The 15532-nt window shown below is 60.5% G+C and carries 7 protein-coding genes; 4 read left to right on the plus strand and 3 right to left on the minus strand.

Annotated elements, in window-relative coordinates; genetic code table 11:
* Window positions 1-154: 154 nt before the first annotated feature.
* From ngg to mnmC, 3 genes are all read right to left on the minus strand, one after another.
* On the minus strand, window positions 155-1900 hold the full coding sequence (gene ngg / locus HBO23_RS09085) for an N-acetylglutaminylglutamine synthetase (protein WP_170037796.1): 1746 nt from the start codon (window positions 1898-1900) through the stop codon (window positions 155-157).
* Window positions 1901-1903: 3 nt separating this feature from the next.
* Entirely contained in the window at window positions 1904-3676 is a 1773-nt protein-coding gene (locus HBO23_RS09090) for an N-acetylglutaminylglutamine amidotransferase (RefSeq protein ID WP_169984785.1), read from the minus strand.
* 164 nt (window positions 3677-3840) lie between these two features.
* Window positions 3841-5829 carry a bifunctional tRNA (5-methylaminomethyl-2-thiouridine)(34)-methyltransferase MnmD/FAD-dependent 5-carboxymethylaminomethyl-2-thiouridine(34) oxidoreductase MnmC gene (gene mnmC / locus HBO23_RS09095; protein ID WP_170037798.1) on the minus strand — a complete coding sequence of 663 codons (1989 nt, stop codon included), beginning with the start codon at window positions 5827-5829 and terminating at the stop codon, window positions 3841-3843.
* A 210-nt stretch (window positions 5830-6039) separates the two neighbouring features.
* Here mnmC and HBO23_RS09100 point away from each other — a divergent pair, with 210 nt between their 5' ends.
* From HBO23_RS09100 to HBO23_RS09115, 4 genes are all read left to right on the plus strand, one after another.
* Window positions 6040-10884, plus strand: a complete 4845-nt coding sequence (locus HBO23_RS09100) for an NEL-type E3 ubiquitin ligase domain-containing protein (RefSeq protein ID WP_170037822.1) — start codon at window positions 6040-6042, stop codon at window positions 10882-10884.
* Between the two features lie 102 nt (window positions 10885-10986).
* Window positions 10987-12501 (plus strand): polyphosphate:AMP phosphotransferase, encoded by a 1515-nt coding sequence (pap, locus tag HBO23_RS09105; RefSeq protein WP_099548929.1) that lies wholly within the window; start codon window positions 10987-10989, stop codon window positions 12499-12501.
* Between the two features lie 817 nt (window positions 12502-13318).
* Window positions 13319-14503 (plus strand): thiolase family protein, encoded by a 1185-nt coding sequence (locus tag HBO23_RS09110; protein WP_017137811.1) that lies wholly within the window; start codon window positions 13319-13321, stop codon window positions 14501-14503.
* 492 nt (window positions 14504-14995) lie between these two features.
* Window positions 14996-15517, plus strand: a complete 522-nt coding sequence (locus HBO23_RS09115; protein WP_099548931.1) for a fimbrial protein — start codon at window positions 14996-14998, stop codon at window positions 15515-15517.
* Window positions 15518-15532: the final 15 nt, after the last annotated feature.

Raw genomic sequence — 15532 nt, forward strand, 5'->3', positions numbered from 1 at the left:
ATGAGTTGAGGGCATCGATGGTTTCGATGAGGTGCTGAGAGGTTCATAGGCTGTGCCGGCCTCATCGCGGGCAAGCCCGGCTCCCACATTGGAACGCGATCAAACTGTGGGAGCGGGCTTGCCCGCGATGGCGCCAGTCCAGGCAACACATCACTCAAGCCGTCGGCTGACTGTGCGGAAACAACAAATCCACAAACTTCTCCGCTGTCGGTTGCGGTTCGTGATTAGCCAGCCCGGCGCGTTCGTTGGCTTCGATAAACACATACTCGGGCTGGTCGGCGGCGGGCACCATCAGGTCCAGGCCGACCATGGGAATGTCCAATGCACGGGCGGCGCGCACGGCGGCGTCTACCAATGTCGGGTGCAGGATCGCGGTGACGTCTTCCAGGCAACCGCCGGTATGCAGGTTGGCGGTACGGCGCACCGCCAGGGTTTGGCCACGGGGCAAGATGCTGCTGTAGTCGTAACCGGCGGCGTGCAACGTGCGTTGGGTTTCGGCGTCCAGCGGGATTTTGCTCTCACCATCGGTGGCCGCCTGGCGGCGACGGCTCTGGGCTTCGATCAAAGCACCGATAGAGTGCTGACCATCACCGGTAACCTCGGCCGGGCGCCGAATTGCAGCGGCAACTACCTCAAAGCCGATCACCAGGATGCGCAGGTCGAGGCCTTCGTGGAAACTTTCGAGCAGCACACGGCTGTCGAATTGACGCGCCGTCTCGATGGCTTTTTGCACCTCCTCGATGGTCTGCAGATCCACTGCCACGCCTTGGCCTTGTTCGCCATCGAGCGGCTTGACCACGATGCGCTGATGCTCGTCGAGAAACTCCAGGTTGTCGTCGGCACTGCCGGCCAATTGTTGCGACGGCAGTTTCAACCCCGCTGCGCTGAGCGTCTTGTGGGTCAGGCTCTTGTCCTGGCACAGGGTCATGCTGATGGCGCTGGTCAGGTCGCTCAACGACTCGCGGCAACGCACACGGCGCCCGCCGTGGCTGAGGGTGAACAAGCCGGCGTCGGCGTCATCCACTTGCACATCAATGCCACGTCGATGGGCTTCTTCGACAATGATGCGCGCATACGGGTTAAAGCCTGCCTGCGGGCCGGGGCCGAGAAACAGCGGCTGGTTGATGCCGTTCTTGCGCTTGATCGCAAAGGTGGTCAGCGCGCGAAAACCGAGCTTGGCGTAGAGGCTTTTGGCCTGACGGTTATCGTGCAGCACCGACAGGTCGAGATAGCTCAGGCCACGGCTCATAAAATGCTCCACCAGGTGGCGCACCAGCACCTCGCCCACACCGGGGCGCGTGCACTGCGGGTCGACCGCCAGGCACCACAGGCTGCAACCGTTTTCCGGGTCGTGGAAGGCTTTTTGATGGTTCAGGCCCATCACGCTGCCGATCACCGCGCCGCTGTCTTCATCCTCGGCCAGCCAATACACCGGGCCGCCTTGATGGCGTGGTGTCAGGCGCTTGGCGTCGACGGGCAACATGCCACGGCCTTGGTAGAGTTGGTTGACCGCCTGCCAATCGGCGTCGGTTTGCACGCGGCGAATGCGAAAGCCGCGAAATACCCGCGTAGCGGGGCGGTAATCGCTGAACCACAGGCGCAAGGTGTCGGAGGGGTCGAGGAACAACTGCTGCGGGTCAATCCCGAGGATTTGCTGGGGCGCCGCCACGTACAGCGCGATGTCGCGCTCGCCCGCCTGCTCATTGAGCAGTTCCTCGGCCAGGCTGGCCGGGTCCGGAAAGGTGTGCCCGATCAACAACCGGCCCCAGCCGCAATGCACGGCAATCGGCTCGGCGCCCAGTGGGCTGCCGTCTTCAGCCAGGCGCGCCTGCAGGCGCTCGTAGGTCGGCGCCTGGCCCTTGAGCAAGCGTTGGCTGTAAGCCGCTGCAAGAGGTTTCATCGATCAGATTCCTTGTTCGCTGAGCCACAGGTTCAGCGCTGCCAGCTGCCATAGTTTGGAGCCGCGCAGCGGCGTCAGTTGGCCTTGCGGGTCGGTCAGCAGGCGGTCAAGCATGGCCGGGTTGAACAGGCCGCGATCCTGGCTTGGGTCCATCAGCAGATCGCGCACCCAGTTCAAGGTATCGCCCTGCAAATGCTTGAGGCCCGGCACCGGAAAGTAGCCTTTCTTGCGGTCGATGACTTCGCTGGGGATGACTCGGCGCGCGGCTTCTTTGAGCACCTGCTTGCCGCCATCGGGCAATTTGAATTTGCCTGGCACACGGGCTGACAGTTCTACCAGGCGGTAGTCCAGGAACGGCGTGCGCGCCTCCAGGCCCCAGGCCATGGTCATGTTGTCGACGCGTTTGACCGGGTCGTCCACCAGCATCACGGTGCTGTCCAAGCGCAAGGCCTTGTCCACGGCGGCGTCCGCGCCGGGCATGGCAAAATGCTCGCGCACAAAGTCACCGGCGGCGTCATTGGCGGTCAGCCATTTTGGCGCGACGGTGGCGGCATAGTCGTCGTAGCTGCGGTCGAAAAATGCGTCTCGGTAGGCGGCATACGGGTCGTTGGCGCCGTCCACCTGCGGGTACCAGTGGTAACCGGCGAACAGTTCATCCGCGCCCTGGCCGCTTTGCACCACTTTGCAATGTTTGGCCACTTCCCGCGACAACAGGTAGAAGGCGATGCAGTCATGGCTGACCATCGGCTCGCTCATGGCACGGAACGCTGCCGGCAGTTGCTCGATGATTTCGCTTTCGGCGATGCGCAACTGGTGGTGACGGGTGCCGTAGTGTTTAGCGATCAAATCCGAATACTGGAACTCGTCGCCACGTTCGCCACCGGCGTCTTCAAAACCGATGGAGAAGGTCGACAAATCCTGCACGCCGACTTCCCGCAGCAGGCCCACCAGCATGCTCGAATCGACACCGCCCGAGAGCAGCACGCCGACATCCACGGCCGCACGTTGGCGGATCGCCACGGCTTCGCGGGTGCTGTCGAGCACGCGGTCGGTCCAGTCTTCGAGGCTGAGGTTTTTTTCATCCTCGTGCGGGCCGTAAGGCAGGGTCCACCAGGTTTTCTGTTCGGTGGTGCCGTTGGCATCGATGCGCATCCAGCTTGCCGGCGGCAGCTTTTCGATGCCTGCCAGCAAGGTGCGCGGTGCAGGCACCACGGCGTGGAAATTGAGGTAGTGGTTGAGTGCGACCGGATCCAGGATCGGGTTGATATCGCCGCCCTTAAGCAGGGCCGGCAGCGCTGAGGCAAAACGCAGGCGCTGGCCGGTGCGCGACAGGTACAACGGCTTCACACCCAGACGGTCACGGGCGATAAACAGGCGCTGCGCGTCACGCTCCCAGATGGCAAAGGCAAACATGCCATTGAGCTTGGGCAGCAAGGCTTCGCCCCAGGCGTGATAGCCCTTGAGCAGCACTTCGGTGTCACCGCCGGAATAGAAGGCGTAGCCCAGGGCTTCCAGCTCTTCACGCAATTCCGGGAAATTATAGATTGCACCATTGAACGCCAGGGACAGCCCCAGCTGGGCGTCGACCATCGGTTGGGCGGAGCCGTCCGACAGGTCCATGATCTTCAGGCGGCGGTGGCCCAGGGCAATCGGCCCTTGGGCATGGAAACCCCAGGCGTCCGGGCCTCGCGGGGCAAGGTGATGGGTGATTCTCTCTACGGCTGCCAGGTCGGCAGGTTGATGATCAAAGCGTAACTCGCCAGCTAGTCCACACATAAATTCCTTACCGGTTTTTCCGTTGGGGAGGGCAATACTCGATACGCCCGACAGGGCGCGTACCCAGAAACTGACCCAGTGCTATGCGTGGAGTTTTAGACCGATAAGTTATAAGGCAAATAGCCGCGATGCTCGCGACGGCGTCGTTTCTTCCCTCACGGTGATCAGCGTGTCGCCGGTTTTCCTCGAACCAGCGCGCGCAAGGCAAACCGGTTCGGGTGGCAGGCTTCGGCCACGCTGGCCGGCACCGGCAGCGGTTCGTCGCTCAACCAGGCGGCCAGCAGTTCGCCGCACAGGGGCGCGGTGATCAGCCCGCGTGAGCCGTGGCCGCTGTTGATATACAGGCCCGGCAACCACGGGCAGGGCGTATCCGGGACTTGCCGGGCGTCTTTGCCCAGTACGGCATAAGCCTGTTGGAACGCAGCGCTTTCGGCCAAGGGGCCGACGATTGGCAGGTAGTCAGGGCTGGTGCAACGAAAGGCGGCGCGGCCTTGCAAGTGTTCGGCGTTTAGTGAGTCAGCGCCAAGACGCAGCAGCAGGTCTTCGGAAATCTCCCGCAGCATCGCAAGGTTGCCCGTGTGCTCGGCGAGGGTAGGGGTGAGGTCTTCATTGTTGAAATCAAAACTGGCGCCCAAGGTGTGTTCGCCAAGGCGCGCGGGTGCCACATAACCTTCGGCGCACACCACGGTGGCCAATGCCGCACTCGCCGGAGTTTGCGCCAAACGTGTGATCTGCCCGCGAATGCGCTTGAGCGGCAAGCCCGCACTATGCGGGAATCGCTTGATTTCGGCTGCACCGGCCAGCACTACCACGTTGGCGCTTGCCAGTACGTCATCGCCGTCACGGGCTTGCCACTGCTCGTCGACGCGGTGCAGCTCCAGCGCCTCGTGATGGGTAAGCACCTTGATAAGCGGATGCGTGGCTTGCCATTGGCACAGCGCCGGTGGATGCACCCAGCCACCTTCGGGGAAAAACAGCCCGCCCTGGGCCAATTGTATGCCGGCCTGTAGTTGAGCCTGATCGCGGCCCAGCAGGTGCAACAGATCCGGTGCGAAGGCCTCGGCCAGTTGCGCCTGGCGTTGGGCTTCCTTGGCGTCAAACGCCAGTTGCAGGACACCGCAACCGTCCCAGTCAACGCCGCGCTGCAAGTGCTCCAGCAGGCGCCGGGTGTGGCCGAAACCGCTGAGTATCAGCTGCGACAATGCTGTGCCATGGGCCGACAGCTTGAGGTACAGCACGCCCTGCGGGTTGCCCGATGCTTCCTGGGCCAGGGCGGCGTGACGTTCCAGCAAGCTCACGCGCCAACCGCGAGCGGCCAGGCTGGCGGCGGTGGCGCAACCGGCCAGGCCGCCGCCGATGACCATGGCGTGGCGTTCGCCTTCGATGCCTGCCGGGCGCGCAAACCAGGGTTTGGGTGTGGCCGGCGGTGGCGTATCTTCGGGCCAGCCGAGGAACTCACCGCGCAGTATTTCCCATTTATGGCCGATGCCCGGTGTGCGTTTCATCTTGAACCCGGCGGCATTGATCAACCGGCGTACCCAGCCGGTGCTGGTGAAGGTGCTGATGGTCGAACCCGGTGCCGCCAGGCGCGCCAGTTCGGCGAACAACTCAGCGGTCCACATGTCGGGGTTCTTGGCCGGGGCAAAACCGTCGAGAAACCACGCGTCGATTTGCGCGTCCAGTTGCGGCAATTGCTCCGGGGCGTCGCCGATCAACAGCGTCAGGGTCACCCGGCCGTTATCCAGCACCAGGCGCTGGAAGCCTTGATGGATCGCAATGTACTGAGCCAACAGTTGCTCGGCGAAGGCACTGAGTTCCGGCCAGAGGGCCAGGGCGCGTTGCAGGTCGGTGTGGCTCAGAGGGTACTTTTCCACACTGACGAAGTGCAGTCGCGCACCGGCCACGGCGTGCTGTTCAAACAGTTGCCATGCGCAGAGAAAATTCAAACCCGTGCCGAAGCCGGTCTCGCCAATGACCAGTCGCCCACCCACCGGCAGGGCCGCAAAGCGCGCCTGCAAGCGGTTCTGCTCAAGGAACACATAGCGGGTTTCTTCAAGGCCCGACTTGTCGGAGAAGTACACATCATCGAAGACCCGCGAGTGCGGTCGACCTTGGTCATCCCAATCGAGCTGGGCGTGGGTGATGGGGTTCATGGGCGACTCATAAAAAAAGCAGACAAAGGCAAGGCGGCCATTCTAGCCGATCACGGGGCAGAGGGCTGATTGCGGGTGGTAACCCAATAGATTTTGCATGGAAAAAACTGCTGTGCGCAGCCTCCAAGCCATCAACAATCAGCGCTAATCCTGGGCAGATTGCTGCGGTATCGTCATTCCTTGATTGATAGGCAATAAAGGATATTGCTGATGCGCACCCAGGATGATTTGAACAATAAACTGAGCCAATTGACCCAGAGCCAGCTGCAAGCGGCCTTGCTGGAAATGACGGGCGATCTGGACAAAGCTCAGGTGCTGCAAAAGCAACTGCCTGGCTGGATGGTCAACGCGCCGCCCGGCGTGCTGGATGCATTGACTAAAGATGGCCTGCAGGTTGCAGATGCCCAGGCAGCCGTCGCCGAGCGATTGAAGCCATTGCAGGCGCTGGATGAGTTTTGCAGTGAGCGGCTCAAGCAATACTGCTCTACGCGATGGCAACGGGTTGTGGACCCCAAAAAAGATCTTTTTATTCGTGCGGTAAACGAATACGAGAAAGAGGTCTTGCCGTTGAAGTATGTGAAGACGGTGAGGTTGGTGCAGGACAGCCTGCTGCATGTGGCGATGCAGAATTTCTCAGAGGATGAAGCCCGGGCGCAGCACTTTCCCGTCGGGTCGCTGTTGCAGTCGGGGTCTGCTGATCGTGAAGTCATTGGCATTACACCCCTCGAGTTTGCGCAGGGGTGTCGCGCCCTGGATCTTGGCCGCTTGTATCAGCAGCACATCAGTGACGTGCTTGAACTTGACAGCGACCCGGCAGGTGATAAGCCTTACCTCAATAATGTAGCGACCGATATCGGTCGGATGAAAATCCTGGACGTAAAAGTCGACGCCCATATTGCCTTGATGCGAGGGGACATTACCCAAGGCACCTACGCGATGTTGTGCACATTGCTGGACCGCCAATTGACGCCGTCCCAGGCCCAGGCCGAAGGGGTGCTGTACGACGGGCGCCCGGTCATTTGGCAAGGGCTCAATACCCAGGGCGGATGCCTGTGGAGCATTCTGGTGTTTTCCGCTCGCTCGATTGCGCAATACCCGCAAGCGCCTTGTGTGGTGTACATGCCCAATGAACCGGAACGGCCATTCTTTGAGTATGCCTCGCTTGACGACTTTCAGGTCTACCTCAAGCGCAAGCTTGCACTGGCCGCGTACCGTGCCTTCTTTACGCGTTACCTGAGCCAGGGGGACCGGGTTGGGTTCTTCACCCGTTTCGATCAAGCCCAGAGCCTGGGGGCGCTGGACGCCAACCCCATTACGGCCAGCCTGGCGCGGCACTTTTTCGACACTTACGCCGCAAAGCTGCAAGCCGATGCACGGGCCCTGGCGGTGCCGGTGGCCGAGGTCGATGAGGACGTCCGTGAGCAGCGCTTGCAGACGTATCTGGACGCCGGTTTGACGGTGCTCAACCTCGCAGGGTTTGTCGTCCCGGAGCTGGGGTTATTGATGACAGCCGTGGCGGTAGGCCAGATGCTCGGCGAACTCTATGAGGGCATTGAAGACTGGCGCCGTGGTGATAAGAATGAGGCGTTCCAGCAGTTGGCAGTGATCGCGCAAAACATCACGTCGATGGTGTTGTTCGCGGCAGGGAGCAAGGTTGTCGGTTCGGCCATGCAGCGTACCGGCCTTAATCTGAATGGTTTTTTCCGTAAATTCGAGGTGATAAACCCCGCTGTGGGCAACCAGCGGCTGTGGCGTCCGGATATCACGCAATACGTCCATGATCAGCGCCTTGGCGACGAGCAGGTTGCCGACGCGTCGGGAATCTACACGGTGGAGGGGCATTCGTACGTCAAGGTCAATGACTGTATCCACCGGATCGCGTTCGACGCGAGACTGGATCAATGGCGGGCCAGCCACCCGGTGCGGCAGACGGCTTATCGCCCGAAATTGCTGCATAACGGTGAAGGTAGCTGGCGTTTTGCGTTCGAGAAGCCCGACGAGTGGGAGAACCCGGAGTATCTTTTTTCGCGGTTGAAACCGACAGGTCCCGGCTCTTCGCTCCCTCCTCGCAAACTTCTACAGATCAAGGCCATTATGGATTTGCCCGATGATTGGGGCGTCTATCAGGCCCAGGAGTGTCTGCCGTTTCCCGCACGCTTTCGCGATCTGTACGAACGTTTCAGGCTCGATCAGTCCATTCGCGATTTGAACTGGCAGTTGGAAAGCGGTGCTTCCCCCAACATTGAAAACTCGACCTTGCAGATGCATGCCTTGCCCCTGTTACCGGGGTGGCCCGCCGGGCGCTATTTTGAGCTGCTGGATGCAAAGCGCAGTGTCATGGCGCGTTACCCTGCCAGCGAACCTTACGATGCAGGCCTGCGTTTGACGATCACCGAGCCGATGCTCAGTGAGGGGAAAGTGTTTGAAGTGCTGTTGTCCGGGCTGGATGACGCACAAAAGACCGGCTTGTTGGGAGAGGGCGTAGACGCCGATCAGGCGCACACCGTGCTGGCGCGTCAGTTGCTCGCGCATCTGAAGGCTGATCGCAAGCCGCTGTTTGAGCAGTTGTATCAGACCTATGATGGGCCCGTACCGCCGGAATGGGCGTTGCTCAGGCGCACCTACCCGCAATTGCCCTGCACGCTGATGCGCGAATTGATGGCCGAAACGACCACCGTGCAGCGTGAGTCCCTGCGCGATAATCAACGGGTTCCCATGGCGTTGGCCGAGTCAGTGCAACGTGCTCTTGAGGCACAACGCCTGGACCGCGCCTTGATGGGGTTTGAGCAGCCAGAGTTGGCCAGCCTGGATACTGCCCTCATCGCCGTTCGGACAATGCCGCGCTTGGCGGGGTGGGGGGCAGAGCTGCGGCTTGAGTTGCGCCAGGACTCGCCTCAAGGCGACTTGTTGGCCTTGGGCGCGTTCAAAGACGCTGGTGTGCGGCGAGTAGTAGTCAGGTCGAACGCAGGGTTTGAAGCGTTCAACGACAACGGCCGCAGTCTCGGCGGACCTTATGCCGGGCCGGACGGCCTGTTCGAGGCGATCGATGCAACGCTGATGGATGGCCAGCGAGTGGCATTGGGATTGCCGCTGAAGGACGCCAGTAACATTTGGCGTTTGCGATACATGAGCGCCTCGCAAGCGAAAGGCGATCGGGAACTGGCTGTCGAGGCTTTTTCCAGCCAGGTCAGCGAACCGGCGTCGCAGGGGGTGAGCTGTGAAATGGCCGATTTGCCGACGGGGCCGTTGGTTCATCCAGCCGCACTGGTGCGTAAGGTAAAGCGTTTGTACCCATTGTTCAGTGAGGCTCAAGTGTCTTCGCTATTGATGACGTTGGGCGCTGACCATCTGGCCCGGGCCAAGGCGGTCAAACGTTTGAAGGCAGAACTCGGCCATTTGCGCGCGCTGCTCAAGCATTGGAAAACCGATATCCAGGGCATGGAGACACAGCCGGGCCTGAGTGACGTTCGTACTAGCCGCCAGCAGGTGGCTGAGCGCATTGAAGCGTGTTGGCGGCGTCAAAGCTTTGCTCTGGATGAGCATCAGACGTCCGTTGCCAGTTTGAACCTGGATGGGATGCGCGTTGGCTCACTGCCGACGCTGCCAGCCGACATACGTTTCGACCATGTTCGGCAGTTGTCACTCAGGAACATGCGACTGGGCGATGACGTCGCCTATTTCCTGAAGTGCTTTAAAGGCGTGCAGCATTTGAAACTGGGGCGTAACCGACTGACCCGCTTGCCGGAGGTATTTTCGCGAATGCTCGACCTGGAAAGTTTGTCGATGCCCCGCAACCGTCTTGTGCTCACCGAATACACCCGACTGAAACTGGCAGACCTGAATACGTTGCGCCTGCTGGATCTGAGCCACAACCCGCTGGACAAGTTGGTGGATGTCAGCCGGATGCGTGACCTGCACACCCTGTTGTTGCAGGACACCAAAATCGTCGACTTACCCGCAGGGCTTGGGCGCCTGGCTCACCTGGAGCAAGTGGACCTGCGCGATAACGTGATCACCGTGTTGCCTGAGTGGTTGTTTACGGTGTCACGCAGTTTCAGCCAGTCGATTGACCTGGGCGGCAACCCGCTCTCCAGTACCACGATAACCGCGCTTACGCGTTACCGTGACGAAGTGGGAATTGGCATGGGGTTTGTAGAGGACGATCAGCCACGCATGACCGAACTGAAGGCCAGGGCATTGTGGTTGCCGGACGAGGTGGCCGCCCGAGAGGCCCACAAATCTACCGTGTGGGCCAACCTGCGGGATGACCCGGACTCGACGCCGTTGTTCCACTTGCTGGCTGAGCTGTCCGGTACTGCCGACAATCGTCATGTGCACGAGGACTTGACCCGGCGGGTCTGGGACGTGTTGCAGTCGACCCACGACAGTACCGATCTGCGCGAGCAGGTCTTTCAACTGGCGGCTCATCCGGCGAACTGCGCAGACGACGCCGCGCAGATTTTCAGTCAGATGGAGGTGCTCAAGGAGGTCGAGAAGGCAACGCAGCAGGCCGGTCGTGTAAAAGGCAATTCCGGGGCGCTGTTGAACTTGGGCCGAGGGTTGTTTCGCCTCAGCGAGCTGGAGAAAATTGCGGCCACCTACGCTGTCGAAAACGCGTCCGTGGACCCGCTGGAAGTCAGCCTGGCATTCCGGGTAGGGTTGGCCAAAACCCTGCAGCTACCGGGGCAGCCCAAGCACATTCAATATGGAGAATTTGCCAATGTGACCAGCGACAGTCTGGAGGTGGCGCACTCCCAAGTGCGCACGGCAGAGCTGTCCCCCACGTTCTTGCGTTTTATTTCACAGCTGGCGTTCTGGAAAACCCACCTCAAGCAGCAGTTTTCCGGTGCGTTCGAGTCGGCGACAGAACCCTTTGATACGCAGCAACAAGCACTTTTTGAGAACAGCCAGAATCTCACCGACGCGCAGTACCTTGAGCAAATGGAGGCCCTGCGTTCGCCTCGCCGGCAGGCCATTACCGAAGTGGTAGAGCGGCTCACACAGCAGATGTTGAGGCAGCATGACCTTGGCATTTGCCATCTGCCAGGGAACTAGCCATAGGGGACGGCGATTGATCCATGGCAACTGTTTTGGAATTCTTTGAGTGGCGTGGTGCCCAATCCGCTAGTCTTGAGCCATCTTGAAATGGAGCTGCCCATGTTCGAATCCGCCGAAATCGGTCACGCCATCGATAAAGACACGTACGACGCCGAAGTGCCGGCCCTGCGTGAAGCCTTGCTGGAAGTACAGTACGAACTGCAACAGCAGAAGCGCTTCCCGGTGATCATCCTGATCAATGGCATCGAGGGCGCGGGCAAGGGCGAAACCGTCAAGCTGCTCAATGAATGGATGGACCCACGGCTGATCGAAGTGCGCACCTTTGACCAGCAGACTGACGAAGAACTGGCGCGCCCACCGGCGTGGCGCTATTGGCGTCAACTGCCGGCCAAGGGGCGCATGGGCATCTTTTTCGGCAACTGGTACAGCCAGATGCTGCAAAGCCGCGTGCATGGCCAGATCAAGGACGCGCGCCTGGACCAGGCCATCGCCGGTGCCGAGCGCCTGGAAAAGATGCTCTGTGATGAAGGCGCGCTGATCTTCAAGTTCTGGTTCCACCTGTCCAAGAAACAGATGAAGGCACGCCTCAAGGCGCTGGCCGACGACCCGCTGCACAGCTGGCGCATCAGCCCGCTGGACTGGCAGCAGTCCAAAACCTACGACAAGTTTGTGCATTTCGGCGAGCGCATCCTGCGCCGCACCAGCCGTGACTACGCGCCGTGGCATGTGATCGAAGGCGTGGATGCGAATTACCGCAGCCTCACGGTGGGCAAGATCCTGCTCGAAAGCCTGCAAAACGCCTTGAAGCTGCCCAAGGGCAAGGCCAGCGGCATGAACCCGGCGCCTTTGATTGCCTCCGTGGACAAGAAGGGCCTGCTCGACAGCCTCGATTTGACCCAGCGCCTGGAAAAAGATGATTACGAAGAGCAACTGATTACCGAGCAGGCGCGCTTCTCTGGCTTGATGCGCGACAAGCGCATGCGCAAGCACGCATTGATCACCGTGTTTGAAGGCAACGATGCGGCGGGCAAGGGCGGCGCGATCCGCCGCGTGGCGGCAGCGCTGGACCCGCGCCAGTACCATATCGTGCCGATTGCCGCGCCGAGTGAAGACGAGCGCGCCCAGCCGTATCTATGGCGCTTTTGGCAGAAGATTCCGGCTCGCGGCATGTTCACCGTGTTCGACCGCTCGTGGTACGGCCGCGTATTGGTGGAACGCATCGAGGGCTTCTGCACCCCGACGGACTGGATGCGTGCCTATGGCGAGATCAATGACTTCGAGGAGCAACTGCGCGATGCGGGGGTGATCGTGGTCAAGTTCTGGCTGGCGATCGACAAAGATACACAGTTGGAGCGCTTCCAGGCCCGTGAGGAAATTCCCTTCAAACGCTTCAAAATCACCGAAGACGACTGGCGCAACCGCGACAAGTGGGATGACTACCGGGCGGCGGTGGGTGACATGGTCGACCGCACCAGCACCGAAGTGTCGCCCTGGACCCTAGTGGAAGCCAACGACAAACGCTGGGCGCGGGTCAAGGTGCTGCGCACCATCAACCGCGCGCTGGAAGAAGCGTTCGACAAGACCGACAAGCACGATAAGAAGAAAAAGAAATAAAGCTGGCGGCACTTCCTGTGGTGAGGTTCCCGTGGTGAGCGACGCTTCTGTGGCGAGCAGGCTTGCCCTGCGTTGGGCTGCGCAGCAGCCCCCGACCCAGGCAGCGCGTTCTTTCTGGTAGACCTCATTGACAGGTTTTGGGGCCGCTGCGCAGCCCAGCGCGAGCAAGCTCGCTCGCCACAGTCTGCGTCGCCTCCAAGTCCTGTGGTGAACAGAGGCTTCTGTGGCGAGCAGGCTTGCCCTGCGTTGGGCTGCGCAGCAGCCCCTACCCAGGCAGCGCGTTCTCTCAGGCAGACCTCATTGGCAGGTTTTGGAGCCGCTGCGCAGCCCAGCGCGAGCAAGCTCGCTCGCCACAGTTTGCGTCGCCTTCAAGTCCTGTGGTGAACAGAGGCTTCTGTGGCGAGCAGGCTTGCCCTGCGTTGGGCTGCGCAGCAGCCCCCGACCCAGGCAGCGCGTTCTTTCTGGCAGACCTCATTGGCAGGTTTTGGGGCCGCTTCGCGGCCCAGCGCGAGCAAGCTCGCTCGCCACAGTTTGCGTCGCCTTCAAGTCCTGTGGTGAACAGAGGCTTCTGTGGCGAGCAGGCTTGCCCTGCGTTGGGCTGCGCAGCAGCCCCCGACCCAGGCAGCGCGTTCTTTCTGGTAGACCTCATTGGCAGGTTTTGGGGCCGCTGCGCAGCCCAGCGCGAGCAAGCCTGCTCGCCACAGAAGCCTCGTTCAGGCGGTCATGCTTTTGTATATGCCAGGTGAATGATCGTCGCGGTTGGGCAGGCCGGCCTCTATGCTCGGTCCATCTCCCAACCACAAGATCGAGGTAGCCCATGCGTGAAGTAGTGATCGTCGACAGCGTGCGAACCGGCCTGGCCAAGTCCTTTCGTGGCAAGTTCAACCAGACGCGCCCGGATGACATGGCGGCCCATTGCGTCAACGCGCTGCTGGCGCGTAATGGCGTCGACCCGGCGACGGTCGAGGATTGCATCGTCGGCGCCGGCTCCAACGAAGGTGCCCAGGGCTACAACATCGGGCGCAACGTGGCGGTGCTCTCGCAACTGGGCACCGGGACGGCGGGCATGACCCTCAACCGGTTCTGTTCCTCGGGCTTGCAGGCGATTGCGATTGCGGCCAACCAGATTGCCTCGGGTTGCAGCGATATCATCGTTGCCGGTGGCGTCGAGTCCATCAGCCTGACCATGAAAAGTGTCAACACCGATAACCTGATCAACCCGCTGCTCAAAGAGCAGGTGCCGGGCATCTACTTCCCCATGGGCCAGACTGCCGAGATCGTCGCGCGCCGCTATAACGTCAGCCGCGAAGAACAGGACCTGTACGCCCTGCAAAGCCAGCAACGTACCGCCCAAGCCCAGGCCGACGGCTTGTTCAACGATGAAATCGTGCCGATGGCCGTCAAGTACAAGGTCGAAGACAAAAACACCGGCGAGGTGCAGGTGCTCGATGGCGTGGTCGACCGTGACGACTGCAACCGCCCGGACACCACACTGGCCAGCCTCAATGGCCTCAAGCCGGTGTTTGCCGAAGACGGTTCGGTGACGGCGGGCAACTCTTCGCAGTTGTCCGATGGCGCTTCGATGACCTTGGTGATGAGCCTGGAAAAAGCCCTGCAATTGGGACTCAAACCCAAGGCGTTTTTCCGTGGCTTTACCGTGGCCGGTTGCGAGCCGGACGAGATGGGCATCGGCCCGGTGTTCTCGGTACCCAAATTGCTCAAGGCCAAGGGTTTGCAGGTGGCGGATATCGACCTGTGGGAGCTTAACGAAGCGTTTGCCTCGCAGTGCCTCTATGCTCGCAATCGCCTGGAAATCGACAATGGCAAATACAACGTCAACGGTGGCTCGATCTCCATTGGCCACCCGTTCGGCATGACCGGGTCGCGGCAGGTCGGGCACCTGGTGCGTGAGTTGCAGCGACGTAACCTGCGCTACGGCATCGTCACCATGTGCGTGGGCGGTGGCATGGGCGCTACCGGATTGTTTGAGGCGGTGCGTTAGTCAATCGACAGCTCACACCTATCCATACAAAAGGGGGAGCGTGCTCCCCCTTTGCGCATTCGCTGTTTGGTAATAATCAGGTACTTCTCTGCTTGTTTGATTAGTTGCTCAAAGTCCGTAAACACGGTTATTTTTTAATGCGCGTAATCCCCATCTTACAGAGACGGTCTGATTTGAATTGTTCTCATTAATCTGCATGTAGTCCTTTTCCTTCAGCCAGTTTTAAAGTTTTGGCAAATAGCCATGTTTTTCCTGCGCGCTTTGGCGTACTGCGGCTACTTGGTTTGCGGAAACAGACGGCTTACTTGCTCAAGTGTGAAGTGGAGAATTGCCCGGCGTTGAGCTGATTCCTGGATTGCAATACAACAAGTTGGAAAAACTCAGGAATCATCGGCTTAACAGCACGGGTTATAACCGCTCGTTTAATCAGCCCTGCACCGACCTGTGGCCGGGCTTCTTTAATGACACTTGTTAATAAGTGGGAATCTGTAGATGAATACCAAAATGAAAGCTGCGCTGTTGTCTATCGGTCTGTTGGCCGGCTCGATCTCTGTTGCGCAGGCAGCGGATGGGACCGTCACGTTTCTGGGGTCGGTGCATTCGGGTGCTTGCTCCATCAAGCCTGACTCTGTGGATCAGACCGTTCGCCTGGGGGCGATTGCCAAACACCAACTGGAATCGGGCGGCAAGTCTGAAGCGCGCCGCGTGCTGATTGAACTGGAAGGCTGCGACCTGTCCGGCCTGACCGATAACACCGTGACCACGACCTTCACCGGCGCACCGTCGAGCGTGGTTCCAGGTGCGATCGGTACGGTCGGCGGCGCTGGCGGCGTGGGCATCATGATGACCCACGGTGGCGCACCTGTTGAGCTGGGTGTTCCTACCACCCCGCAAGTCATCTCCACCGGCAACAACACCCTGGAGTTCGGCGCTTATGTGCAAGGTGCCGCCACGGACCCGATCATTCCTGGCGATTTCAGCGCAGTAACCAACTTTACCTTGGCTTATCAGTAAGTTTTTCCCCCCGCC

It is taken from the genome of Pseudomonas sp. WS 5532, from assembly GCF_012985445.1.
In the GTDB taxonomy this organism is placed as follows: domain Bacteria; phylum Pseudomonadota; class Gammaproteobacteria; order Pseudomonadales; family Pseudomonadaceae; genus Aquipseudomonas; species Aquipseudomonas edaphica.